The organism is Nonomuraea terrae (assembly GCF_044465245.1).
Classification (GTDB): domain Bacteria; phylum Actinomycetota; class Actinomycetes; order Streptosporangiales; family Streptosporangiaceae; genus Nonomuraea; species Nonomuraea terrae.
In genome coordinates, this window is sequence record NZ_JBITLL010000005.1 from 568792 (window position 1) to 593609 (window position 24818).

A 24818-nucleotide genomic window follows, 5' to 3' on the forward strand; every position below is an offset into this window, starting at 1 on the left:
GCTGGGCTTGCGGGCATGACACCTGCACCTTCCGGACAGCACATCGCGGTCGTGACCGGGACGGCGAGCGGTATCGGCGCCGCCGTGACCCGGCGGTCGCGCGAAGGCCCGCGCGGGCCGTTCCTCCTCACCCGGCCCCGTGGACCGGCGGACCGGCCATGGCTCTGATCCTGCTGCTGGCCCTGGCCGGTGGGGTGGCGGTCGGCAACGTCTACTTCCCGCAGGTCGTCACCCCCTCGGTGGCCGCCGACCTGGGCGTCACCCCCGCGATGGCGGCACAGGTGGTGACCGCGACGCAGTTCGGCTACGCGGCCGGGATCGTCCTGCTGGTGCCGCTCGGCGACCGGATCCCGCACCGCCGGTTGATCGTCAGCCTGCTGGTCCTCACCGGCCTGGGGCTTCTCGCCGCGGGCAGTGCGCCCACGCTGGGAACGCTGCTCGCCGCCGGCGTGTTCGTCGGCGTCACGACCGTGATCGGGCCGATCATCGGCCCGATGGCGGCCGGGCTGGTGAGTGAGGACCGCCGCGGGATGGTCAGCGGCGTGCTGCTGAGCGGTGGGCTGGGCGGCATGCTCCTGTCGCGCACGTTCGGCGGGGCTCTCGCCCAGTGGCTCGGCTGGCGCGCGCCGTACCTGGTGGCGGCGGCGCTCGTCCTGATCATCGCGCTCGTCCTGCTCCGTACGCTGCCGACGACCACCCCTCCGTCGGCGCAGCGGTATCCGGCGCTGCTGGCCGGCTCGCTCCGCCTGCTGCGGACCGAGCCGGAGCTGCGCCGCTCCTGTCTCTACCAGGCCACGGTCTTCGCCGGCTTCTCGGCCGTCTGGACCAGCGTCACGCTCCTGCTCACCGGTCCGGCCTACGGCCTGGAAGCGTCCGCCGTCGGCGTGCTGGCCCTGGTCAACGCGGCGACCATGGTATGCACGCCGATCGCCGGACGCCAGGTGGACCGGCGCGGGCCGGACAAGGTCAACCTCGTCTGCCTGATCGCGGTCATCGCGTCGTCGCCCGTGCTCGCGGCCGGCGGTCTCGGCGGGACGCTGGGCCTGGCGGGGCTCGCGCTCGGATCTCTGCTGCTCGACATCGCCATGCAGTCCGGGATGGTGGCCAACCAGGTCCGCGTCTACGGCCTGCGGCCCGAGGCCCGCAGCAGGCTCACCACCGCCTACATGGCCTGTGCGTACGTCGGCGGCGCCGCCGGGTCCTGGCTCGGAACAGGCGCCTACGGTCAGGCCGGATGGCCGGGGGTGTGCGCGCTGGTGGCGCTGCTCGCCGCGCTCGCCCTGGCCCGTCACCTCATGACGGTGCACGCACACACGCCCAGGACCCATACCAGGACCGCGAGGGTCGTACGAGGTGGGGATGGTCAGGGGGTGCCGAGGGTGCGGTAGCGGGTCTTGCGGGCGGCCAGGCGGGTGGCGGGGTCCACGGCCAGCAGGAGGGCGATCTCGTGTTCCAGGGCGCGGCCGACGCGTTCGCAGAACTGCCGCGGCTCGTACGCGGCGTCCGGCAGCTCCGGGATGACCCGGTCGACGATGCCGTCGCGGCGCAGGTCGGTGGCGCGGATGCGTTGCGCCTGCGCGATCTCGGGGGCGAAGTCGACCGAGCGGTAGAGGATCGCCGAGGCCCCCTCGGGCGGCAGCGGCGCCAGCCACGCGTGTTGCGCGCACAACACCCGGTCGGCGGGCAGCAGCGCCAGCGCCGCCCCGCCCGCGCCCTCGCCGAGCAGCAGGCAGACGGTGGGCGCGTCGAGCGTGACGAGCTCGGCCAGGCAGCGGGCGATCTCGGCGGCCAGCCCGCCCTCCTCGGCCGTCTTCGACAGGTCGGCCCCTCCGGTGTCGACCACGGTGACCAGCGGCAGCCCCAGGTCGGCGGCGAGCCGCAGGCCGCGCCTGGCCACCCGCAGCCCGGCCGGCCCGAGCGGGGAGGCGACGCGCTGCAGCCGCCGGTCCTGCCCGAGCACCACGGCCGGCGCGGCGCCGAACCTGGCCAGCGCGAGCAGCAGCCCCGGTTCGTTCTCGCCCGCCCCGGAGCCGCTGAGCGGCGTGACGTCGGAGGCGGCCAGCTTGAGCAGCGAGCGTACGCCCGGCCGGTCGTCGCGGCGGGAGCGGGTGATCGCCTCCCACGCCTCCACGGGACGCAGGTCCTCCTCGGGCGGCTCCCCCGCCTCGACGGCGGTGCCGCCCGCGCCGAGCACGGCCAGCGCCCTGATCGCGATGTGGCGAAGCTCCTCCGCCGGCACGACGGCGTCGAGCAGCCCCTTGTGGTGCAGGTTCTCGGCGACCTGCACGCCCTCGGGGAACGCGTAGCCGTGCAGCGACTCGAACACCCGGGGCCCGAGGAACCCGATCAGCGCCCCGGGCTCGGCCGCCGTGACGTGCCCGAGCGACCCCCACGACGCGAACACCCCACCCGTCGTGGGATGGCGCAGATAGACGAGGTACGGCAGCCCGGCGCCGCGGTGCTCCTGGATCGCCGCGCTGATCTTGACCATCTGGACGAACGCGAGCGCGCCCTCCTGCATGCGCGTGCCGCCGGAGGCGGGGGCGGCCAGCAGCGGCAGCCGTTCGCGGGTGGCCCGCTCGATCGCCGCCACGATCCGCTCGGCCGCCGCGACGCCGATCGAGCCCGCCATGAAGGAGAACTCCGACGCCACGATGGCCACCCTGCGCCCGCCGAGCAGCCCCTCCCCCGTGATCACGGCCTCGTCGTAGCCGCACTTGACCCGGGCCGCGGCCAACTCTTCCGCGTAGGAGGAGCCGGGCGGCGCCGGGTCCGCGGGCGGCGCGTCCCACGACTTCCACGACCCCCGGTCGAGGACCGTGTCGATCAGTGTGCGCGCGTCCGGACGGCTCACTTATCGCTCCCTACAGGTCAGCCAACGAGGCAATGGTGACGCACGAGTGCTCGGGGCGGCGCCGCGAATTGCCGATCATCGTACGCTCTCCCACGCCGGGCATCGTCGTCCGGGATCACCGTTCGCGTTCCTCCAGCCAGGCGAGCACGGCCTCGCCGTCCTGATCCAGCACGGGCGGCGCGGTGTGCCGGACGCCGTCGAGCCCGTCGAAGCGCAGCGGCGGCCCCGGCAGCTCGATCGGGCCGAGCACGGGATGCTCCACGGTGACGACGAGCCCCTGGGAACGGGTCTGATCCCAGGAGTAGACCTCGTCGATCGACCTGATCGCGCCCGCGGGCACACCCGCCTCGGCCAGCCGGGCCAGCCAGTGACCGCGGTCGTGGGCGGCCAGCGCCTTCTCCATGTCGGCGATGAGCTCGTCGCGGTGGGCCGTCCGGTCGCGGTTGGTGGCGTACCGCGGCGTCTCGGGGTCGATGCCGAGCAGCTCGGCGACCTTGCGCCACTGGCCCTCGTTGGCGGCGGCGATCTGCAGCATGCCGTCGGCGCAGCGGAAGGAGCCGTAGGGGGTGATGGATGTGTGGTGGTTGCCGTTGGCCTTGGGCACCTGGCCGCCGACCGTCCAGGCGGTGCCGTGGTAGGCGTGCACGCCGGTGATCGCGGCCAGCAGCGAGGTGCGCACGACGCGTCCCCTGCCGGTGCGCTCGCGCTCGTAGAGGGCGGCGGCGACGCCGTACGCGCCGTGGATGCCGGCCAGCAGGTCGGCGATGGAGGCGCCAACGCGGGTGGGCTCTTCAGGTGAGGGGCCGGTCAGCGACATGAGGCCGCCCTCGCCCTGGGCGATCTGGTCGTAGCCGGGACGGCCGCCCTCGGGCCCGTCGTGGCCGAAACCGGTGATCGACAGGATGACGAGGCGGGGGTTGAGCTCGTGCAGGCGTGCGACGGAGAAGCCGAGGCGGTCGAGCACACCGGTGCGGAAGTTCTCGACCAGGACGTCGCTCTGGCGGGCGAGGCGTTCGACGAGCCGCTTGCCGTCGGGCGACTTCAAGTCGACGGCGATGGACTGCTTGTTACGGTTGGCCGCCAGGAAATAGGTGGAGATGTCGTGGTCCGGGCCGACGAACGGCGGCCCCCAGCCGCGCGATTCGTCACCCCCGTCGGGGTGCTCCACCTTGATCACCCGGGCGCCCAGATCGCCCAGCAGTTGCGCGGCGTGCGGGCCCGCCAGGGCCCTGGAGAGATCGAGTACGACAATGCCATCGAGGGGTCCGAGCAAGATCAGCCTCCTCCTCGTGTCTGGTGAAAGAACATTCTCTCAGTTGCCCGTTTCCGTTCCTCTACCCTGGGTCCGGTGAACGACCTGGCCTGCCGCATCAGGGCTCTGCCTCCTTCGTGCGGCCCGGTCCGCCTGGTGGCCGTCGACGGCCCGGCGGGGTCGGGCAAGACGACGTTCGCCGGGCGGCTGGGGGCGGCGCTGGGCTGCCAGGTGATCCACAGCGACGACTTCCCCGTGCCGTGGGAGGAAGGTCCAGGCGGCTGGTTCCACCTGCTGGAGACCCAGGTGCTGCGCCCTCTCGAACGGGGGCTTCCAGGGGGTTTCCGCAGGTACGACTGGGTGCGCGGCGCGTACGGCGGGCACGTGACGGTGCCCGTGGCGCCGGCTCTGGTGATCGAGGGCGTCGGCACGGCGCGCACGTCGGTGGCCGGCCTGCTGGCGTACACCGTCTGGGTGGAGGCCCCCGAGCCCGTCCGGCTGGGCCGTGTCCTGGAGCGGGACGGGGCGGAGCTGGAGCCGCGCTGGCGGGAGTGGTTCGCGGCCGAGCGCGCCTGGTTCGCCGCGGATCGTACGCGGGAGCGGGCCGACCTGGTGGTCACGACCTGACGTCAGAGGTGGGCGACGTCGTTGAAGCGTACGAGCTCGAACCGGCCGCCGTCGGTGCGCCAGACGGACACCGAGGCGTTCAGCACCGGCGCGAAGTCGAGCACGGCGGCCAGCTCCGCGTCCGGCGCTCCGGCGATGACGTGGCGCAGCGCCAGCACCACCGAGTCGTGGGCGACGATCAGCACCCGCCGCCCGCCGGCCCGCTCGCGCAGGTCGGCGAGGAATCCGCGGAGCCTGACCACGACGTCGGCGAGCGACTCGCCGCGCGGCGGACGGTAGGCGTAGGCGCCCTCGGCCCGCCGCCGGGCCGCCTCCTCGGGGAAGCGCTGCTCGACGGCCGCCGGGTTGAGGCCGGCGAACCGCCCTGGCTCCTGGTCGCGCAGCCGTTCGTCCACGGTGACGGGGAGCGGCGCGGTGCCCCACTCCTGCTGGGCGAGCTTCCAGGTGTGGAGCGCGCGCAGGTAGGGCGAGCACCACACCAGCTCGGGCCGCTCGTCCGGGGGCAGCGCGGCGAGCAGCCGGCCGAGCGCGGCGGCCTGCGCGCGGCCCAGCTCCGTCAGGGTCACCTGGTCGTCGCCGCGCTCGTAGACCAGCGGCGCCTGGCCGGCCTCGCGGTGGGCGAGGTTGGCCTCGCTCTCGCCGTGGCGTACCGCCATGATCAGGGTGGGACCCATGCCCCCATCCTCACACGCGGCCGCGGGCGTGTCCCCTGCCGAGATCGTCGGGGCCTCGGCGCCAGGCCCGACGGCGTCCGCTCGCGCGCCAGGTCGCGGCGATCGGGCAGCGGCACGGGCAGCTCCGCGCCGCACCCCGGCCGGGGTGCGGCGCCGGTGGGTGCGACGGGGCCGCCCGCACCTGTTGGACCGGACCCGTGGGACCCGGCGGAGCCCCGGGTGCGCCTCACACTGCGCTTCCGTGGACCCCCCGTTCGCCGTTGACATCCTGTCCCGGTCGCCTTGCCTGACGGACCGGCCGCCCGGCCGGTCTGTCAGGGCCGGTATCTGAACAGGTTCGCGCCCTCGGCGAAGTAGACGTCGCCGGACCCGTGCACCGCCAGCTGGCTCACCGGCCCTTGGCGCACCACCGTCTGCTTCTCCGTCCTGGGGTCGAGGGTGAACAGCTCCTGGCCGGCGTGCGCGCCGTACAGGAGCCGGTCCGCGGGGTTGTAGGCCAGCTCGCCGCTGGTGGAGGCGCCGGCCGACAGCGTGACGCTGGTGGCCACCTTCCGCGCCTGGACGTTCACGGCGAAGACCGTGCCGCCCGCGATGCCCCACAGGCGCCCGCGGTCGTCGAACGTCAGCGCCGGGATGGCCGGCTTGCCCGGTGCCGGGACCAGCTCCCACAGGAGCCGGTCGTGCTTGACGGACCAGGCGAAGAGCTTGGCCTCCGGCTGCGTGGGCGGGGTGGCGGTCTGGCCGCTGTGGATGGAGGTGCCCCCGTACAGGACGCCGTCGCGGTAGGCGAGGGAGACGATGCTCTGGTCCTGGACGACGTTGCGCTCGGAGTGCTTGAGCTCGCCCGTCTCCGGGTCCCACAGGGCCAGCACGCCGCCGAGGTGGCCGAGGTCCGGCATGGTCCCGGCGGCGAGGTAGCGGCCGGCGGAGGCCAGGGCGCGCGGCCTGATCTGCTTGTCGGCGTGGAGGTCGAAGAGCCGCTCCGGGTTCTCCGCCGCGCCGGGGTCGGGGTTGGGCGAGTACTCGGGGCTGTGCCAGGGCAGCTCGGGGTCGTAGGCGTAGACGCGGGCGTCGGGGTAGGCGCCGACGTAGAGCTTCCCGTCGTGCGCCGCCAGGCCCTCGGTCTGGCTGAAGGTGTGGAACTCCTCGCGCTCGCCGGTCCGCGGGTCGAGCGCGGCGAAGCCGCCGTTGAGGAAGCCTCCGGTGTAGACGCGGCCGTCCGGGCCCTCGGCGATGGCGGTGATGTCGATCGGCTCGCCCTGGACGCCGGACTGCAGGAACTCCCGCGCCCCGGTCTGCGGGTTGTAGCGGAACATCATGCCGCGCCAGAGCAGGCCGACCAGGCTCTTGCCGGGGTAGTCGGGCAGGTTCAGCTCGGCCCAGCCGATGCCGCGCGCGTTGGCCACCCGGCCGGTGAACGGCATCCCGGTGGAGGTGGTCTCCCGGGTGCGCGGGTCGTAGCGGACGAGCTCGCCGCCCTTGATGAGGTAGACCCCGCCCTGGTCGTCCGGCGGTGACACGTCGAGTCCGTGGGCGGCCTCGACGACGTCCACCCACGCGCCCGCCGCGATGTCCCACACGTGCAGGGGGCCGGGGAAGGCGCTGCCGAACCTGACGTACAGGTGGCCCTGGACGACGTCCACGTCGTACGCCCACGCGTCGGTCAGGTCGATGCCGGGCGGCGCGGGCAGCCGCTCGATCGCGCCGGTCGCGGCGTCCACCTCGAAGACGGCGGCGGGGTTCTCGGTGCCGGCGTAGATCTTGCCGCCGGCGTAGGCGATGCTGCGCACGTAGACGTGGTCGGGCGAGATCCGGCCGTAGTCACGCACGCCGGTGGCCGGGTCGTAGGCGAACAGGCGCCCGCCCGGGTAGGTGCCGCCGTAGACGGTCGCGCCCTCGCCGGCGGCCACCGACCAGATGAAGCTCTCGGAGGCGATCGGGCGGCCGAGGTCGGTGACGCCGCCGTCGCCGGTCCAGCGGTAGAGGTGGCCGGCGCCGTACGTGCCCGTGTAGACGCTGCCGTCGGGGGTCGCGGTCACCGCCCACGAGCCGTCGGCGCCGGGCAGGTCGTACCGGGCCGCCGCGGCGCCGGTGACGGGATCGACGGCGTTGAGGTGCGCCGGCGATCCGGAGGAGACGGACCAGATCACCGGGTCGCCGGCCGGTCCGGGGGCGACGGTGCCGCCGATGAGCAGGACGTCCTGCAGCGGGACGCCCAGGTCGGTCACCCGGTCGTCGGCGTGCGCGGGGGCGGCCGGCCCGGCCAGCAGCAGCGCCGCCAGGCCGGCGGCTAACGCTCTTCTTATTAGGGTCATGACCGAAACCTAGGAACCATCGAGGGTTCCGTCAATGGTTCTTCGGTTTCGGCTGGGGCCGAAAATCAGAGCCGCCGGCGGAACAGCTCCGTGCCCCGGAAGAAGTAGAGGTGCCCGTCGCCGCCGGTGACCAGCTGGGAGACGCCGTCCCCGGCCAGGGCCGTCGCCTTCCAGGTACGGACGTCGATGCGCCACAGCGAGCCCGCCATGGCGGCGTACAGGTCGTTCCCCCGGAAGACGAGGGCCCGGTCGGCGCCGTACCGCGAGGACTGGCGCGGGAAGAGGGCGGCCGCCCTGGTCACCCGCTTCGCCTCGGGGAGGTAGGTGAACAGGTGTCCGTCGGCCAGGCCCCAGATCCGGCCCTTGGCGTCCACGGTCAGGGCGTTGACCGAATGGGCGCCCTCGACCGGCACGACCGAGGAGAGGACCTCGCCCCGGACGGGGTCGAAGACGAACAGCCGGGCGCTCGTGGCGGCCGGATCGATGCCGTAGCCGCCGTGGATGGAGGTGCCGCCGTAGACGAGCCCGTCGCGGGTGGCCAGGGAGACCACGCTCTGGCCGGGGACGACGTCGCGGTGCACGTCCAGGGCGCGGCTCCGCGGGTCCCAGAGCGTGAGCGCGCCGCCGAGCCGGCCGGACTTGGGCACGCTGCCCACCGCGACCCGGTCGCCGACCTGGACGAACGCCTGCGGCCTGTCCTGCTCCTCGCCGATCGTCACGGGCGCCGGGTTGGTGCCGTACGCCCACGGCTCGGCGGGGTCGTAGTCGAGCAGCTCACCGTTGGGGTAGCGCCCGTAGACGACGTGGTCGCCGTACCGGCCGAATCCCTCGACCTGGCCGCCCGAGGAGAGCAGCGTGTACGCGCCCGTCGCCGGGTCGAAGCGGCTGATGCCGGGCGGTGAGAGGAACCCGCCGGCGTACACCTCGCCGCCGGGGCCGGCGCCGATCGCCTGGATGGGGTTGGCCGAGCCCTCGAGCCCGGACTCGCCCAGGTAGCGGGTCTTCTCGGTCTGCGGGTTCCAGATGTAGATCCGGCCGTAGTAGTACGTCATGGACAGCGACCTGCCGGGGAAGTCCGGGTCGTTCAGCTCGATCCAGGCCCAGCTGCCGGGGAACGCGTTCGGGCCCCAGCCCACCGGGGCGTAGGTGTGGGTGTCCAGGTCGTACTGGACGATGCCGTCGGCGGCGATCCGGAAATAGACGTACTTGCCGGTGGGGTCGGGCGTGGAGACGGCCCGCGCGCTGATGCCCTTGACGACGTTGACGAACGTCTTCCCGGCGGTGTCGTAGAACAGCAGGTCGTTGGAGGGCTGCACGCGCAGCAGGAGGAGGTCGCGGGCGCGGGTCATGTCGTAGACGACCTCGCTCGTCCCGTACTCCGCGGGCAGCGGGATCTGCTCCACCTGTCCGGTCGCGCGGTCGAACCTGGCCAGCCTGGCGCGCGGTTGCGTGCCGAAGTAGACGGAGGTGTCGTCGACGGCGAGGGCGCGGCCGTACGTCTCCCCCGGGACGATCTGCCCGTGGTCGGTGAACTCGCCCGTTCCCGGGTCGTACGAGAACAGCAGCCCGCCGGGGTAGGTGCCGCCGTAGACGACGCCGTCGGGGGCGGCGGCCAGCCGCCAGACGCCCTCGCCGGGGAACGGCGTCCCGAGCGAGGTGATCGCGGCGTCGCCGGGCTTCCAGCGGTACATCTGGCCGCTGGTCATCGCGAAGTAGACGGTGCCGTCGGCGGCGGAGAACGTGTTCGCCCAGCTGTCCGTCCCGCCGTCGGGCACGCGCTGCTTGAAGACGACCTCACCCGAGCGGATGTCGGTGGCCTGGAACATGGCGTTCATGTAGGAGTTCCCGGCGGTCACCCAGTACGCCTGCGGGCGTCCGTCCGCGTCCACTCCCTGGGACTGCTCCTGGGAGAGGATCCTGTTGGCGATGGGCTGGCCGAGATTCTCCTCTTCCGTGTCCGCGTACGAAGTGCCCGGCAGCGCGCACACCGTCAGGACCAGGAGCAGCGCCAATAACGCACGTTTCACGACATTCCCCTAATTTCGGCTAAGACCGAAACCTAGATCGCGACGATTGCCGCGTCAAGAGAGACAGGTTACGGAGCCGCCCGATATCAGGAAATGTCAGGCCGTCCAGCGGAGCCGTTCCCTGGTGATCTCGTGCTGGAGGGGCTCGCCGGACAGGAACCTGGCGATCTCGTCCACCGTGGACCTGCCCTGCCGCTCGTGCCCCTCCACGGTGGCCGCCGCCTGGTGCGGGGTGAGCAGCACGTTCGGGAGGGCACGCAGCGGGCTGTCGGGCGGCAGCGGCTCCTCGTCGAAGACGTCGAGCGCCGCGTCGATCCGGCCCGCGCGTAGCTCGTCCAGCAGGGCGCCGGAGTCGACCAGCCACGATCTGGCCGTGTTCACCAGCGCCGCGCCGTCGCGCAGCAGCGCCAGCTCCCCGCGTCCGAGCAGGTGGCGGGTGGCGGGGATGGCGGGGGCGTGCAGGGCGACGACGTCGCTGCGGGACAGCAGCTCGTCCAGCGGCACCAGCGCGGCTCCCAGCGCCGCCGCCTGCGCGGCGTCGACGAGCGGGTCCGCGAGCAGGAGCTTCGCGCCGAGCGGGCGGACCAGTTCGAGGTACGCCCGGCCGGTGCGCGAGGCGCCGACCACGCCGACCACGCTGCCGCGCAGCTCGCGCGCCGGCCGCGCGGCGGCCCTGGCCTTCTCCCAGCTCGCGCCCGAGCGCAGGGCGTGGTCGAAGCGGTGCACCTGGTGGAGCAGGCTCAGGGTGAACGTGAGCGCCACCTCCGCGACGGCGGGCGCCATCGCCGCCCCCGTCTGGGTGACCCGGATGCCGCGATCCCACAGGGCGTCGCTGACCAGGAAGCCCACGGCGGCGCCGGTGTGCGCGACCAGCCGCAGCCTCGGCGCCCGGGCCAGCGCCTCGGCGTCGAGCCGCGGCGTCTCCCACCCGGTGACGAGCACCTCCGCCTCCTCCAGCGGGACGATCGGCCCGCGCCTCACCAGGTCATCCCAGATCGGCGACGGCAGGAACATCTCCCGCAACTCAGGCGTGAGGGAGAGAGCGATCATGGGAGTCCTTTCGAACGGGGGCGGGCGGGGAGACCGGCGGTCCGGACGCGGGTCCGCGCACCCGGACGCCGGGACACAGGGCCGAGCATCCCAGATCCGAGGCGGCGGCTTCCTGCGGGGCGGCGGCGCGTCACCCGGCGGCAGACTGCCCCAGGACGAAGAGGTGCGGGTCGCCGGCGCGGGGAGCCTTCGCCCCGCAGCCGTCGGCGGATCTTCCCGGCCTCGACCCCGTCGAGGGCGCTGCGGACGATGCCGACCGGGTCCTTCAGCACGCCGTCCGGGAGTGCGTCCCCACAACCTCGTCCGCGTGGGCCCGGTCCCCGCCTTCCCTCACATCCAGGGCCGGGCCGCTACCGCGCGCCCGGCCGCTGTGCAGGCCCGCCGATCGCCAGATCGACGGGCCTGCACAGCGGAACCGGCGCCGACCGGCGGTCGGCGGAGTCAGGGGGTGATGGCGGGGCAGCGGGGGTCGAGGGTGAGGCGCGCGAGGTCGCGGCCGGCGAGGGCCCAGGCCTTCCAGGAGCCGGGTTCGAAGTGGAGTTGCGGGTTGGTGTACCACTCGTCGCCGAGACCGGTGGCCAGGAGTTTCGCCTCGGCACCCAGCTCGTACGCGTTGCCGCCGCCGAAGAAGACGGACGTGAAGACCCTGCCCCGGTGGGCGGTCAGCTCGCCGTAGCCGGAGAGCTTGCCCCGCCGCACCACCTCCCGGGTGGCGAGGTCCATCGCGATCCAGGTGCCCGAGTCGCGCTTGTAGACGCCGTACAGCAGCCCGTCGTGCGCCTTGACGTCCTGGAAGGTGCGGTGGCCGGGGATCGGGTCCACCTGCCAGAGCACCTCCCGCCTGGTCAGGTCGAAGGCCGCGACGGACGCGGACGTCGCGACGGGCGGGGTGCCGCCGCCGCCGAGCACGTCGCCGCCGAGGTAGACGACGCCGCCCTCCGGGTCGACCGAGAGGCTCATGAGGCTCTGGTTCGGGATGACGCCCTTGTAGACGTCGATCTCGCCGGTGTCGGGGTCGACCACGGACAGGGCGCCCTCCAGGTTCGCCCCGAGCGGGGCGCTGGCCACCACGAGCTGGTCGGTGACGGCGTCGTACTCGATGTCCCACGGACGCTGCTGGCCGTGGCCGAGGTAGCCGACGCCGCGCACCTCGTCGGTGCGCAGGTCGACGGAGACGATCTGGCCGCTGGGGTAGATGGCGGCGTAGATCTTCTCGCCGCGCCGTACGAGGTCCTTGGGCTCGCCGGGCATCCGGAACCTGCGCTTCTCCCCCGTCCGCAGGTCGCGGACCTCCATGGAGAAGTGGCCGCCGACGTACACGGCCCGGTTGGGCACGAGGAGCATGCTCTGCGGGCGCTCGGCCCCGCTGGGCAGGCCCGCGTCGATCAGGTCGACCAGCTCGGACGTGCCGGTACGCAGGTCGAGCCACCACATGCCGCCGCTGCCCGCGAAGCCGAGCAGGGTGTGCTCGTCGAGGAGCTGCACGCGCCTGGTCTCGTCTCCCTGGGACGGCGGTTCGGCGATCTTCGTGAACGCGGCGTCGCCGGGGCGCAGGCGGTGGACGGCGCCGTCGGGGCGGGAGGTGGCGTAGACGGTGCCGTCGGCGGCGGTCGTCAGCACGTCGAGGGTGCCCTCGGTCAGGGCGACGCGGCGCTCGCCGGTGCCGTCCTTGCCGATGTCGATCAGCGTGTTCCCGGAGGTGGCGAGCACCCGGCCGGCGTGCTCGGCGACGAACCCGAACCCGGTGGGCCCGGTCGCCAGTTCCCGCACCGTGCCGTCCGCCCGGCTGATCCGGACGAGCTTGGCCTTGTCGAGCAGGCCCGCGTAGACGAAGTCGGCGTCGGCGGCGACCGCCCGTACGTACCGCTCGCCCGGGGTGAGGACGCCGAAGTCGCGTACGGCGCCGGTGGCGGGCACGTACTCCCAGACGCGCCCGTCGGGGTAGGTGCCGGCGTAGAGGGTGCCGTCGGGGGCGGCGGCGAGGCTCCAGATGTACCCGCCGTTGCGGCCGAACGAGCGCACGTGCTCGACCTGCCCGGTGGCCGGGTCGAAGCTGTAGAGGTCGGGCACCGGGTAGGTGCCGGCGTAGATCTTGCCGCCGGACACGGCCGTGGCCCAGCCGCCCTCGGGCTCGCCGGCGGCCGGGCCGTCGGGCAGCGTGACGCTCCTGACGACCTTCCGGGTGGCGAGGTCGATCTCGGCCAGGACGGGCGGCTTGAGCCCGCGGGTGACGACGTACGCGTGCCCGTCGTGCACGGCGGCGCCGACGATGGCGCCGGTGACCGACGCGGGGCCGAACCGCTCCACGGCCGGGGCGTCGCAGGTCGCCGCGGCGTGGGCGACGGGTCCTGCGAAGAGTGCGGGCAAGAGCGCCACCAGAGCGATCATGACGGATCGGATCACGGACCACCTCCATTTTGGCCCCGACCGTAACTTCGGAAAGACGCCCAAGTCAACGACTCTGGACATTACGGACGGGCCCGTTATACCGTGCGGCGAAAACGTCACCAGGGAGCCCGCGCATGATCCCCCGCCGCCGTTTCCTCCAGGCCGCCGCCGTCACCACGGCGGCCGCGACCCTCACCGCCCAGCCCGCCCACGCCCGCGCCACCGCACCGCCCGGCCCCGAGGGCACGATCACCGGCATGGGGCCGGCCAGCGTCGCCAGCCCGCTCGGCAACGGCGAGTTCGTCGGCGACGTGCTCTACGTCGGCTCGCGCGGCCTGTCCCCCAACGTGGTCGCCGCGTACGACCTCGGCCAGGACAAGGTCATCGCCCACTACGACATCCCCACCGGCGTCGGCGTCTGGGCCATGTGCAAGGTCGGCACCGACGTCTACGTCGCCACGCACGCGCGCTCGGACCTGTACCGCCTCGACACCGTCTCCGGCCAGGTCACCAAGGTCGCCGAATACACCGACGAGTACATCTGGACGATGTGCGCCGCCCCCGACGGCAAGGTCTACCTGGGCACCTCGCAGCCGGGCCGCGTCGTGGAGTACGACCCCGCCACCGGCGCCGGCCGCGACCTGGGCGAGCCCGCCCCGGGCGAGCAGTACGTCCGCAGCATCCAGGCCGACGAGCGCTACGTCTACGCCGGGATCGGCGCCAACGCCCACCTGATCGCGATCGACCGCGTGACCGGCGAGAAGCGCGAGCTCCTGCCGGAGGAGCTGGCCGACCGCGACTGGGTGTCCAGCATGAACATCTCCGACACCCACATCGCCGGCGGCATGAACTCGCTGGCCGAGCTGGTCGTGCTGGACAAGGCGGCGCCGGAGACGTACACGGTGGTCAAGGCCACCACCCCCGGCGAGAAGTACACGGTCGCGGTGCTCATCCACGACGGTTACGTCTACTTCGCCGGCCGTCCGTCGGGCACGTTCTACCGCTACCACCTGGAGAGCCGGGAGCTGGAGGTGCTCGGCGTCCCGTACTTCGAGGCGCTCACCCACCGCCTGCTCGCCCACGAGGGCCGTGTCTACGGCATCCAGGACAGCGCGGTCTTCGTCTACGACCCGGCGACCGGCTCGCTCGACTACGTCGACCTCGTCCAGCGCGGGCTGAAGTCGGCCCCGGAAGCGCCGATGTCCGTGCACTCCGACGGCCGCCGGGTCTACGTCGGCGGCAAGAACGGCGCCGACATCCACGACATCGCCACCGGGCAGACCACCAGGCTGGGCATCGCCGGCGAGCCGAAGACCATGCTCACCGTGGACGGCGTCAACTACCTCGGCGTCTACACCCAGGCCGCCCTGTACGCGCACCGCCCCGGCGAGCCCGAGGCCCGGCTCCTCGCCCGCACCGGCAACCAGCAGGACCGGCCCCGCGACCTCGCCCACGACAAGGCGACGGGCCTGATCGTCATGCCCAGCCAGCCGGAGCCCGGCCACATGAACGGCGCCCTGTCCCTCTACTCGCCCCGCACCGGCTCCTACGAGACGTACCGGCCGATCGTGGAGCGCCAGACGGTCTACTCGGTCGTCGCCCGGGGCGGCGTCGCCTACCTCGGCACCATGACCCAGGAGGGCCTCGGCCTGCCGCCGGTCACCACCACGGCCCGGCTGGCGGCGTTCGACCTGGTCAGGAGGAAGCTGCTGTGGGAGGTGGAGCCGGTGCCCGGCGCCACCCGGATCTCCTCGCTGGCGTTCGGCACCGTCACCCTGTACGGCATGACCCTCGCGGGCGAGGTGTTCGAGTTCGACCTGCTGCGCAGGAAGGTCACCCGGACGCTGGCGGTCGGGGCGAAGGGCGGCGAGCTGTTCGTCACCGGGCGGATGGCGTACTGCACCGACGGGGCCGCGATCTACAAGATCGACCTGGTCAGGTGGACCGTGCGGCCGATCGTGGAGGGGCTGGCCGGCGACTGGTTCGGCGCCGAGCCGAAGATGGCCCTGGACCCGTCGCGCCGGGCGCTCTACGCGCTGCGCGGCCGCGAGCTCGTCCGCGTCGCCATCGACGGCAGGTAGCGGTGACGGCCGGGGCCTGGACCGGGCCCCGGCCGCGCCGGTCAGTGCGAGCGGGGGACGAGCACGAGGTCCTGCTGGAGGCCGTACCCGTTGATGCGGATCCGGTTCTCCTGCACGGTCACCACCGCGTACGAGTTGGCCGGGTACGGCTGCTCGACCATGCCCTTGAGGGTCACGTAGTGGATGCCGCCCACGACCTCGTACGCGCCCGGGTGGTAGTGCCCGTTGAGGTAGGCCACCACGTTGGGGTGGGACTCCAGCACCTGCCGGACCTCGGGGGCGTCCAGGGCGTCCTCCGTCTCACCGCCTGCGAGCGGCATGTGCCCCAGGACGATGACCTGCTGCCCCTTCGCCTCGGCGTCCGCGAGCGTGGCCTTCAGCCAGGCCATCTGCTCGTCCCCGAGCGCGCCGTTGTACGTCTGGGCGTTGATCGCGCCCTTCGCCCGCAGCTCGTCGATGAGCCGCTGGGCCTTGACGTGGTCCGGGGAGCCGGGCGGGTTGGCGTAGAGCGAGACGTCGTTGTTGTCGAGCACGACGAAGCGCCAGTCCTGGTAGGTGAAGTCGTAGTACTCGTTGCTCATGCCGAGCCGCTCGGCGGCCTCCTCGCTGGACAGGCCGGGGAAGTCGTGGTTGCCGAGCACGCTGTGACGGGGGCCGCGGATCCGCTCGAAGACCGGCAGGATCTCCTCGAAGCTCCTGGGGTCGCGGTCCACCATGTCGCCGAGCTGGACGGTGAAGCCGACGTTCGCGTCGTTGATCGTGGCGGCGCTCTCGGCGAGCTTCCGGAGGGAGTCGGCGTAGTACCGGGTGCCCTGAGGTGGGCCGCTCCAGTACTGCGGGTCCGCGATCAGGCCGAACGAGAACGCCGCGCTGCTGTGCCCGGCCGGCCCGTCGTGCCGGTGCTCGGCGCCGGCGGCCGCGGGGGCTGCGCCCGCCAGCGACACGGTGAGCGCGGCGCAGAGCACCTTGGACAGTGCGTTCATCAGGCGAGTCCAATCCGTCGAGGGTCTCGCCGGAGATCGTCCAGGCCCCAGCTGGACGGGCGGTGAACTTCGCGTAACGGGGCCATGATCATGGTTCGCCACGTCGTCCGAGGACAGCCCGCCAGGTCGCACGCCACCGCCGTGTCCCCGCGCGGTGCGGCAGGAGGGCGATCGTAGGGTGAATCCATGACAACAGTCGCAATGCTGGGAACCGGGATCATGGGCGCCGCCATGGCCCGCAACCTGCTCAAATCCGGCATGCAGGTCACCGTCTGGAACCGTACGCAGGACAGGGCCCGGCCCTTGGCGGCCGACGGCGCCACCGTGGCGGGCTCTCCGGCGGACGCCGTCCGGGGCGCCGATGTGGTGATCACGATGCTGCTCGACGGCGACGCGGTGCACGCCGCGATGACGGCCGCCTCCTCCGGCCTGCGGGCCGGGCAGGTGTGGGCGCAGATGAGCACGGTCGGCATCGAGGCGGCCGGGCGCCTCGCGGCGCTGGCCGCCGGGCACGGCCTGACGTACGTCGACGCCCCGGTCCAGGGCACCAAGCAGCCCGCCGAGCAGGGGACGCTGATCATCCTCGCCTCCGGGCCGCAGGCCGCCAGGCAGACGCTCACCCCGGTCTTCGACGCCCTCGGTCAGCGGACGCTCTGGCTGGACGAGAACGGTGCGAGCGCGGCCGGCACGAAGCTGAAGATGGCGACGGTCAGCTACGCCATCTCGCTGACCGCCGTGGTGGCCGAGTCGCTGGCCCTGGCCCGCGGCCTCGGCCTCGACCCCGCCCTGGTGCGGGAGGTGCTCTCCGGCGGGCCGCTGGACAACGCCTACCTCCAGACGAAGTCGAAGGCCATCCTGGAGGGCGACTTCACGCCCAGCTTCACCGTGCGCAACGCCGAGAAGGACACCCGGCTCATCGTCGAGGCGGGCGAGCGGGCCGGGGTGAAGCTCGACGTGGTGGCGGCGGCCGGCGAGCGCTTCCGCCGCGCCGAGGCCCAGGGGCACGGCGACGAGGACATGTGCGCCACCTACCACGCGAGCTTCGAATAGAGCTCGGCTAGAGCTCGTCCACCTCCGCGTGCGCGCGCCCGCCGGACAGCCTGGCGTAGCCGGGGCCGCGGTCGAAGAAGCGGTCGGCGCGCGGGCGCAGGCGGGCGCGCAGCTCGGCGGTGGCCTGCTCGTCGATGCGGTCGCCGTCGAGCACCACGCCGTAGTCGCCGAGCGCCCCGGCGATCGACACCTTGCCGTCGCGCACGTCGGCCGCCACCGCGCGGGGGTCGCGGTCGTACGGGGAGCCCCAGCCGCCGCCGCCCGTCGTGCGGATGCGGATCAGCTCGCCGGCCTGCACCTGGTAGTCGTCCACCAGTCCGTCCATCTCCTTGCCCGCGATCTCGACGCGGAACGGCCGCCCGGCCAGGCCCCCGTTGACCCCCCAGCACGACAGGATCGACCGGTCGGCGATCGACATGTAGGAGGCGTCGCGCAGCATCCTGATGTGCTTGTCGTAGCCGAGCCCGCCCCTGAACATGCCGGGCCCGCCGGAGTCGCAGGCCAGGCCCAGCCGCTCGACCCGGAACGGCCAGCGCGCCTCGGCGAACTCCACGGGGATGTTGCGCGAGTCGGGCACGACGTGGATGGTGTCCTCGCCGTCGGCGTACCAGCGCCCGCCGGAGCCGCCGCCGAGGACCTCCCGCATCAGGTACGGCTGCCCTTCGGCGTCGGTGCCGTACACGCCGGTGTAGCGGATGGTCTCCTGGTCGGCCGGCATGCGCCCGCCGGTCGCCTTGGCCAGCACGCCCGCGAGCACGCCGAGCAGGCGCAGGATGACGAACGTGCGGGCGTTGGTCGGCGCCGGGAAGACGGGGGTGAGCAGGGTGCCCTTCTCCGGGAAGACCATCTTGATCAGCGGCACCACACCCTCGTTGACGTCGAGCTCGGCCATGCGCTCGGGGGTGTCGGCCAGGTTGCGCAGCACCGGCGCCAGCCACTTCTTCAGGAACACGCCGTCGGCGTAGTCGCCCGCGTGGTTGATCGGCCCCTTGGCCTGCGGCGAGGTGCCGGTGAAGTCGATCGTCAGCGGGGCGTGCTCCGCATGGTCGACCGTCAGGGTGATGCGCTGCGCGTGCAGGCGGGGCTCGTCCACGCCGTCGTGCTCGGCGTAGTCCTCCCACACGTACGTGCCCTCGGGGATCTTGGCCAGCAGCTCCCTGCGGAACGTCTCGGTCGTCTTGTCGATGATCGCGTCGAAGCACTCCTCGACGTCCTGGCGGCCGTAGCGCTCGAACAGCTCGGCCAGGCGGCGCGCGCCCATCAGGCAGGCCGAGCACTCCGCGTCGAGGTCGCCGGCGAGGGAGTCGGGCATGCGGGAGTTGCGCGTCATGATGCGCAGCGCGGTCTCGTTGGGCACGCCCTGGTCCCACAGCTTGATCGGCGGGACCATCAGGCCCTCCTCGAACACCGACCGCGCGTGCGACGGCATGGACCCGGGCACCGACCCGCCGATGTCGTCGTGGTGGCCGAACGCCTGCACGAACGCCACCACCTCGCCGTCGTGGAAGACCGGCACGGTGACGCACAGGTCGGGCAGGTGGCCGATGCCGCCCTCCGACAGGTAGACGTCGTTGTGGAAGTAGACGTCGCCGGGCTTCATCGTCTCGATCGGGAAGTCGCGCACGACCGGCTGGACGAGCGCGCTGTAGGAGCGGCCGGTGAGCTTGCGCAGCCGTACGTCGTGGATGCCCGCGCGGAAGTCGTGCGCGTCGCGGATCATCGGTGAGCGGGCCGTACGCGCGATGGCCGTCTCGACCTCCATCTCGACGGAGGCCAGCGTCCCCTCCACGATCTCCACCAGGATGGGATCAGTCACGAGCTATCTCCACATTTCCGTATTCGTCGACCTTCGCGATGAAGCCGGGGTGGATCGGGATCGTGGAGCCGTACTCCTCGATCACCGCAGGGCCCCTGACCGTGGCCCCCGGGCCGAGCGCGGCGCGCTGGTGGATCGGGGTGTCGCGGGTCTCGTCGAAGTGGACGGGCCGGACCGACGTGGCGCCCGCGCCCGGCTTGTCCAGGCGGCGGATGGCGGGGCGGTTGATGGGCCCGATGCCGGACACGCGCAGGTTGACCCACTCGACGGCGTGGCGGGGATCGTCGCGGTAGGCGTAGCCGTAGAGCTTCTCGTGGGCGTCGTGGAAGCGGGCCACCACCTCGGCCCGCCACTCCTCGTCGATCTCACCGGCCGGGGCGGGCACCCGCACCTCGTACGCCTGGCCGTAGTAGCGCAGGTCGGCGCTGCGCTGGTAGACGGGGTCGTCGAAGCCCTCGCGCTGGAGCGTCTCGCCCGCCTGATGCTCCAGGTCGTGGAAGATCTCGGCGGCCGTACCCGGCGACAGGTCGCGGGTGACGTACGTACGGACGTAGTCGTTCTTGACGTCCACCGTGAGCAGCCCGAACGCCGAGACGTTGCCCGGGTCGCGCGGCACGAGCACGGACGGCAGGCCGAGGATGTCGATCAGCCGGCACGCCAGCAGCGGCCCGGACCCGCCGAACGTCACCAGCGGGAAGTCGCGCACGTCGAGCCCGCGCTGGACGGTGAGCTGCCGGATCGCGTTGCTCTGGTTGAACGCGCTGATCTCCAGGATGCCGGTCGCCGTGCGCTCGGGAGTCAGGCCGAGCTTGTCGGCGAGGCCCTGGATGCCGGTGCGCGCGGCGTCGGCGTCCAGCGGGATCTCACCGCCGAGCAGGTGCGGCGGGATACGGCCGAGGAAGACGTGGGCGTCGGTGACCGTCACCTCGGTGCCGCCCCTGCCGTAGCAGAGGGGGCCCGGGTCGGCGCCGGCGGATCTGGGGCCGACCTTGAGCGTGCCCTCCGGCGAGATCCACGCGACCGAGCCGCCGCCCGCGCCGACGGTGACGATGTCGATCATCGGGATCTTGCACGGGTAGCGGCCGACGCTGCCCTCGGTGGTGACGGAGGGCTCGCCGTCGGCCACCACGGCCACGTCGGTGGAGGTGCCGCCGCCGTCGAGGGTGATCACGGACTTGTGGCCGGCCGTGGAGGCGATGAGCGCCGCGCCGAGCGCCCCGGCCGCCGGGCCGGACAGGACCGTGGTGATCGGCTGGTTGACGACCTCGCGGGCCGACAGGATGCCGCCGTTGGACTTCATCACCGAGAACGGCCTGCCGAGCCTGTGGGACAGGCTCGCGAGGTAGCCGCGCATGACCGGCTTGACGGCGGCGTCGACGAGGGTGGTGACCGAGCGCTCGTACTCGCGGTATTCGCGCAGCACGTCGCTCGACAGCGAGATGACCGCCTCGGGGTGCTCGCGCCAGAGCACCTCGCGCATGCGGTGCTCGTGGGCGGGGTTGGCGTAGGAGTGCAGGAAGCAGACGCCGATCGCGGTGATGCCCTTGGCGCGGAACCAGCGGGCGACCTCGACCGCCTGCTCCTCGTTGAACGGGCGCACCTCGTTGCCCCGGTGGTCGAGCCGCCCGCCGACGGTCTTCACCAGGTGCACCGGGACGATCCTGGGCGGCTTGACCCAGAAATAGGAGTTGCCGTAGCCGTCGGGCACGCTCTGCCTGGCGATCTCCAGGATGGACTCGAAACCTTCGGTCGTGATGAACCCGAGGTCGCCGATCCGGTCCTCCAGCAGCCGGTTGGTGGCCACCGTGGTGCCGTGCACGATGGAGCCGACGTCGAGCCGGCCCAGCTTGTCGATGCCCGCGAGGAACCCGTCGGCCGGGTCCGCGGGGGTCGAGGGGGTCTTCGTGGTGAGGATCTCACCGGTCTCCTCGTCCACCGCCACGACGTCGGTGAACGTGCCTCCGGTGTCCACTCCGATACGGACGCTACGCATGGCTCCTCAGCTCCGGCGCCGGCCGAGCACTTCGTCGATGACCCGGGGCGCGTTGTCGGTGCCGACGTACGCCGCCAGCCGCACCACCATCTCCTGCGACCTGGCCAGCTCCGCCTCCACCCTCGCCTTCCCGCTCTGTCCCGCCTGCACGCCGAAGTAGGCCCCGATGATGGTGCCGACGACTCCGGCCACACCGGCGAACAACGCGGCGAACTCACCGCTGGCGAACACGGCCGCGCCGAACGCGACCAGGACCGCGACGATGCCCGCCACGACGACGAGGAAACCGTATCGCCACCGCGTCGCGTCGGCTTGGGCGGCCGTCAGCTCGTCCGGTCTCATCATCGCCTCGAGCGTCGGCGGGGGCGCCGGGGGTTTGTCGGTGACCACAGAATGTCCCTCCTGTAACTCAGGGGAGAAATGTCCCACGAGGCCAGGTAACAAGCCAAGCCACTAAGCTGACGGCCCGTGACCGAACTGTCTGCCTTGTCTGCCGTACCCTCTGGCGCCAGGGATGCCGTACTGAAGTTCTACTTCGGCCCCATGGACTGCGGGAAGTCCACCCTGGCGCTTCAGATGAACTACAACCACGCGCGACAAGGCAGGCGCGGACTGGTGCTGACCAAACACGACCGCTCCGGCGGGCCGAAGGTCACCAGCCGCATCGGGCTCGGGCGCGACGCCATCGAGGTGGAGGACTCCCTCGACCTCGTCCGGCTGGTGACTTCGTACGGGCGGGTGGACTACCTGATCTGCGACGAGGCGTGCTTCTACAGCATCGAGCAGATCGAGCAGCTCGCCGACCTGGTGGACGAGCACGGTGTGGACGTCTACGCCTTCGGCCTGGCCTCCGACTTCCGTTCGGTGATGTTCCCGGCGGCGCAGCGGCTGTTCGAGCTGGCCGACGAGGTGTGCCGGCTGCAGGTCGAGGTGCTGTGCTGGTGCGGGCGTCCTGGGCAGCTCAACGCCCGGGTGGTGGGGGGCGTGCTGGTGCGTACCGGTGAGCAGGTCGTGATCGGCGACACCGGCGAGGCGCCCGTGCGCTACCAGGTGCTCTGCCGCCGTCACCACCGCTCCGGCGAGCTCGGCGAAGGCACGCCGGCCGCGAGCTGAGCCCGCTCCCCCGCCGCCTCAGACGGCGCAGGAGCCGTCGTCGCAGCCGTCGGCGGGGGCCGCGAGCTGGACGATCGGCGTCTGGCCGGTGCGCTCGGCCACCTCGTCGATGGCCGCGGCGAAGGCGTCCTCCGGCTGCGCGCCCGACACGGCGTACTTGCCCTCGAACAGGAACAGCGGCACCCCGGTGATCCCGAGGGCGCGGGCCCGGCCGATCTGCTCGGCCACGGCCTCCGCGCCCTCCCCGGTGTCCTGGACGCCCACCTCGGCGGCCAGTTCGGCCAGCGCCCCTCGGTCGGCGACGTTGCGGCCCTCGGCGAAGTAGGCGCGGAACAGCCGCTCGGCCATCTCCTTGCCGAGGCCCTGCCGGGTGGCGACCTCGATGAGGCGGTGCGCCTCCAGGGTGTTGGCGCTGAGGGCGCTGGCGTAGTCCATCTCCAGCCCGTCGGCCTGGGCCACGCCGACGACCCGGTCGATCATCTGCCGGGCGTTCGCGCCGAACTTGCGCTCCATCGCCGGCATGATCGGCTCGGCCTCCTCGGGGGTGCTCGGGTCGAGCTGGAACGGCCGCATCGTCACCTCGATCGTCCCGCCCTTGGCCCGGAACCGCTCGGCGGCCCTGGCGAACCGCGTGTGCCCGATGTAGCACCACGGGCACACGACATCAGAAAAGATCTCCACCTTCATGTACGACCACAACCCCGCGCCGATCGCCCTGATTCCGGCGCGGGCGAGGTCAGCCGGAGGCGAGCTCCTCCAGCCGGTACGGCAGGTACGCCGAGTCGTCCACCAGCGCGGACGCCCCTCGCCACCAGCCGAACCACTCGCCGCTGCGCCACATCCAGTCGACCCGCTCGATGGCGGCCACCACGTCGCCGACCGTGTCCCACCGCTCCCCGAGCTGCTCCCGGGTCGCGCCGTGGCGCAGCGCCCAGCCGCGCAGGATGCCGGCCGCCTCGGACGGGACCTCGCGCGTGTACGGGTCGGGGCTCTCGCCCGGCAGCCGGTGCGGGCCGAGCCCGGCCGCCACGCCCCAGCTCCACTGCGCCTCGGCGGGCCGGGAGTAGCGCAGCGACTGGAAGTCGAGGTTGGAGCCCAGCTCGTCGCCGGGGCGCCGGGTGACGACCGCGTCGAGGCGTCCGCCCGCGTCGAAGTGGACGACGAGCCGCTGCCCGGGCCGCACGCCCGGCGGCAGGCCGAAGCGGTCTTCCGCCTGCCAGGAGTTCAGGTCGACCTCGGCGACCGCCCGGCCCCACATGCGGTCGGCGGCGTCGTCGGAGATCCAGGCGGCGAGCATCTCGAGCGCGGTCAGGTCGGTCCACGGCTCGATCGCGACGGCGGTGCTCAGCACCTCGTCGGGCGGGGGCAGCTTGCCGCCCCGGGACCGCGTCCACCACTCCTCGCCCAGCTCGCGGGTGCCGACGAGGAGCGCGGCGATGGCGGCCAGCTCGGCGGAGCGCCTGGTGAGCTGGGCGCCGAGGGCGAGCTCGAGCGCGCGTGCGGTGCGCTCGGCGCCCAGCACGGGGCGTACGTCGGCGACCAGCGCCCCTGCCGTCGGCTGCTCCTCGCCCAGCAGGTCGCGAACGACTCGCCTGGCTTCGGTTCGTGCGTCTTCAGCGTGTGCCTGCCGCATACCGCCACGCTACGCCCGGAGATCCTCTTCCGCGAGAGGCCGGACGTCCCCATGCTGACCTGCACCGGGATGCCCCGCTCGGACGGCCCGCCGGGCCACGCACCGGGACCGGCCAGTGAGCGGCCCGCTGGGACACCCGTCAGTGCCGGCGGGAGGTCCGGCCGAACAGCCAGCCGATCGCGACCCCGGTGAGGGCCACACCCGCCCCCATGCCGAACGACGCCAGCATCACCCACGGGCGCGTCTCGGTGTGCCGGGGGGCAGGACGTTCGTAGACCGCCCCGCGCACCTCGCCCGCGCGGTCCGCCGCCTCGCCCGCGAGACCGGCCGGCTCGGCCGGGACGGCGGTCTCGGCGGGCAACCCCAGGCCGGAGGGCAGGGCCGCTTCGGCCGGGGCGCGCAGGTGCTCCTCGACCGCGGCGAAGAACTCCCCCGCCGTGCGCTTGGCGACCGAGGTCAGCATGCGCTGCCCGACGCCGCCGATCATGCCGCCGACCACGGCCTCGGCGTCGTAGTCGACCCGGGTGCCGCCGTCGGCCCCGCTCAGCCGCACGCGTACGGTGGCGTCCACGGTGCCGGGCGCGCCCTGGCCGCGCGCCTTGAGCGTGAAGCTCTCCGGCTCCAGCGGGTCGGCCAGCGCCACCTCTCCCTGGTAGACGCCCCTGAGCGAGCCCACCCCCGCGTTGATCGTCATCCGGTACGTGTCCGGCCCCGTCTCCTCCAGCCGCTCGCAGCCCGGAATGGTGTGCACCAGCACCGCCGGGTCACGCAGCGCCGCCCACACCAGGTCCCTCGAAGCGCCGATCACGGCACTGCCCGCCAGATCCATGAGGCCACTGTAGGCACGTGAGACCGCCTCCAGAAGGGCAATCCGTCCCGGAGCCGTCCGACGTCGTGGATCACAACTGGCATCATGGTGCCCCATGATCGGGCGCCTACCCACAAACACCTCCGCACCAGGC

At 72.8% G+C, this 24818-nt stretch carries 19 protein-coding genes; 5 read left to right on the top strand and 14 right to left on the bottom strand.

The features are described from left to right. Positions 1-158 precede the first annotated feature (158 nt). Complete coding sequence (locus tag ACIBP6_RS26420) at positions 159-1388, top strand: MFS transporter (protein ID WP_397056275.1); 1230 nt, start codon at positions 159-161, stop codon at positions 1386-1388. Here the strand turns inward: ACIBP6_RS26420 and ACIBP6_RS26425 are convergent. Beyond that, complete coding sequence (locus ACIBP6_RS26425) at positions 1364-2854, bottom strand: carboxyl transferase domain-containing protein (protein WP_132615041.1); 1491 nt, start codon at positions 2852-2854, stop codon at positions 1364-1366. The genes ACIBP6_RS26420 and ACIBP6_RS26425 overlap by 25 nt on opposite strands. Positions 2855-2969: 115 nt before the next feature. Next, the gene (locus tag ACIBP6_RS26430) at positions 2970-4127 is read right to left on the bottom strand and encodes a CaiB/BaiF CoA transferase family protein (protein WP_397056277.1); all 1158 of its coding nucleotides are present in this window, start codon (positions 4125-4127) and stop codon (positions 2970-2972) included. Positions 4128-4202: 75 nt separating this feature from the next. Between ACIBP6_RS26430 and ACIBP6_RS26435 the strand changes: the two genes are divergently transcribed. Continuing rightward, entirely contained in the window at positions 4203-4733 is a 531-nt protein-coding gene (locus tag ACIBP6_RS26435; protein ID WP_397056279.1) for a uridine kinase, read from the top strand. Between the two features lie 2 nt (positions 4734-4735). Here the strand turns inward: ACIBP6_RS26435 and ACIBP6_RS26440 are convergent, their stop codons facing one another. The 5 genes from ACIBP6_RS26440 to ACIBP6_RS26460 form a co-directional block, all read right to left on the bottom strand. Beyond that, positions 4736-5407 carry a histidine phosphatase family protein gene (locus tag ACIBP6_RS26440; protein WP_397056281.1) on the bottom strand — a complete coding sequence of 224 codons (672 nt, stop codon included), beginning with the start codon at positions 5405-5407 and terminating at the stop codon, positions 4736-4738. A gap of 314 nt (positions 5408-5721) precedes the next feature. Next, positions 5722-7722: a ligand-binding sensor domain-containing protein gene (locus tag ACIBP6_RS26445; RefSeq protein ID WP_397056283.1), complete on the bottom strand. Its 2001-nt coding sequence runs from the start codon at positions 7720-7722 to the stop codon at positions 5722-5724. A 65-nt stretch (positions 7723-7787) separates the two neighbouring features. After that, positions 7788-9749, bottom strand: a complete 1962-nt coding sequence (locus tag ACIBP6_RS26450; protein WP_397056285.1) for a hypothetical protein — start codon at positions 9747-9749, stop codon at positions 7788-7790. A gap of 96 nt (positions 9750-9845) precedes the next feature. Beyond that, a complete protein-coding gene (locus ACIBP6_RS26455; RefSeq protein WP_397056287.1) occupies positions 9846-10799 on the bottom strand; it encodes a hydroxyacid dehydrogenase in 954 nt (317 codons plus the stop codon). Between the two features lie 441 nt (positions 10800-11240). After that, on the bottom strand, positions 11241-13202 hold the full coding sequence (locus tag ACIBP6_RS26460) for a hypothetical protein (protein WP_397056289.1): 1962 nt from the start codon (positions 13200-13202) through the stop codon (positions 11241-11243). 119 nt (positions 13203-13321) lie between these two features. Between ACIBP6_RS26460 and ACIBP6_RS26465 the strand changes: the two genes are divergently transcribed. Next, complete coding sequence (locus ACIBP6_RS26465; protein WP_397056291.1) at positions 13322-15268, top strand: twin-arginine translocation signal domain-containing protein; 1947 nt, start codon at positions 13322-13324, stop codon at positions 15266-15268. Positions 15269-15309: 41 nt separating this feature from the next. Here ACIBP6_RS26465 and ACIBP6_RS26470 read toward each other — a convergent pair whose 3' ends face one another. Next, positions 15310-16251, bottom strand: coding sequence for a metallophosphoesterase (locus tag ACIBP6_RS26470; protein WP_397056292.1), 942 nt, complete (start codon positions 16249-16251; stop codon positions 15310-15312). Between the two features lie 186 nt (positions 16252-16437). On the opposite strand from ACIBP6_RS26470, the gene ACIBP6_RS26475 reads away from it, so the two are divergent. Next, the gene (locus ACIBP6_RS26475) at positions 16438-17301 is read left to right on the top strand and encodes an NAD(P)-dependent oxidoreductase (RefSeq protein ID WP_397056293.1); all 864 of its coding nucleotides are present in this window, start codon (positions 16438-16440) and stop codon (positions 17299-17301) included. Between the two features lie 7 nt (positions 17302-17308). Here ACIBP6_RS26475 and ACIBP6_RS26480 read toward each other — a convergent pair whose 3' ends face one another. From ACIBP6_RS26480 to ACIBP6_RS26490, 3 genes are read right to left on the bottom strand one after another with little or no spacing between them, the layout of a single operon-like run. After that, positions 17309-19117, bottom strand: coding sequence for a hydantoinase B/oxoprolinase family protein (locus ACIBP6_RS26480; protein WP_397056294.1), 1809 nt, complete (start codon positions 19115-19117; stop codon positions 17309-17311). Beyond that, a complete protein-coding gene (locus ACIBP6_RS26485; RefSeq protein ID WP_397056296.1) occupies positions 19110-21110 on the bottom strand; it encodes a hydantoinase/oxoprolinase family protein in 2001 nt (666 codons plus the stop codon). The genes ACIBP6_RS26480 and ACIBP6_RS26485 overlap by 8 nt, the downstream gene beginning before the upstream one ends. 6 nt (positions 21111-21116) lie before the next feature. Next, the gene (locus ACIBP6_RS26490; protein WP_246075084.1) at positions 21117-21455 is read right to left on the bottom strand and encodes a hypothetical protein; all 339 of its coding nucleotides are present in this window, start codon (positions 21453-21455) and stop codon (positions 21117-21119) included. A 123-nt stretch (positions 21456-21578) separates the two neighbouring features. Between ACIBP6_RS26490 and ACIBP6_RS26495 the strand changes: the two genes are divergently transcribed. Continuing rightward, the gene (locus ACIBP6_RS26495) at positions 21579-22223 is read left to right on the top strand and encodes a thymidine kinase (protein WP_397056298.1); all 645 of its coding nucleotides are present in this window, start codon (positions 21579-21581) and stop codon (positions 22221-22223) included. An 18-nt stretch (positions 22224-22241) separates the two neighbouring features. On the opposite strand, the gene ACIBP6_RS26500 is transcribed toward ACIBP6_RS26495, so the two are convergent. The 3 genes from ACIBP6_RS26500 to ACIBP6_RS26510 all read right to left on the bottom strand — a co-directional run bounded on the left by ACIBP6_RS26500 (position 22242) and on the right by ACIBP6_RS26510 (position 24685). Further along, the gene (locus ACIBP6_RS26500; RefSeq protein ID WP_397056300.1) at positions 22242-22910 is read right to left on the bottom strand and encodes a DsbA family protein; all 669 of its coding nucleotides are present in this window, start codon (positions 22908-22910) and stop codon (positions 22242-22244) included. A 49-nt stretch (positions 22911-22959) separates the two neighbouring features. Continuing rightward, complete coding sequence (locus tag ACIBP6_RS26505; protein WP_132615840.1) at positions 22960-23856, bottom strand: hypothetical protein; 897 nt, start codon at positions 23854-23856, stop codon at positions 22960-22962. Positions 23857-23995: 139 nt separating this feature from the next. Then, positions 23996-24685 carry a carbon monoxide dehydrogenase subunit G gene (locus ACIBP6_RS26510; RefSeq protein ID WP_397056302.1) on the bottom strand — a complete coding sequence of 230 codons (690 nt, stop codon included), beginning with the start codon at positions 24683-24685 and terminating at the stop codon, positions 23996-23998. Positions 24686-24818 lie beyond the last annotated feature (133 nt).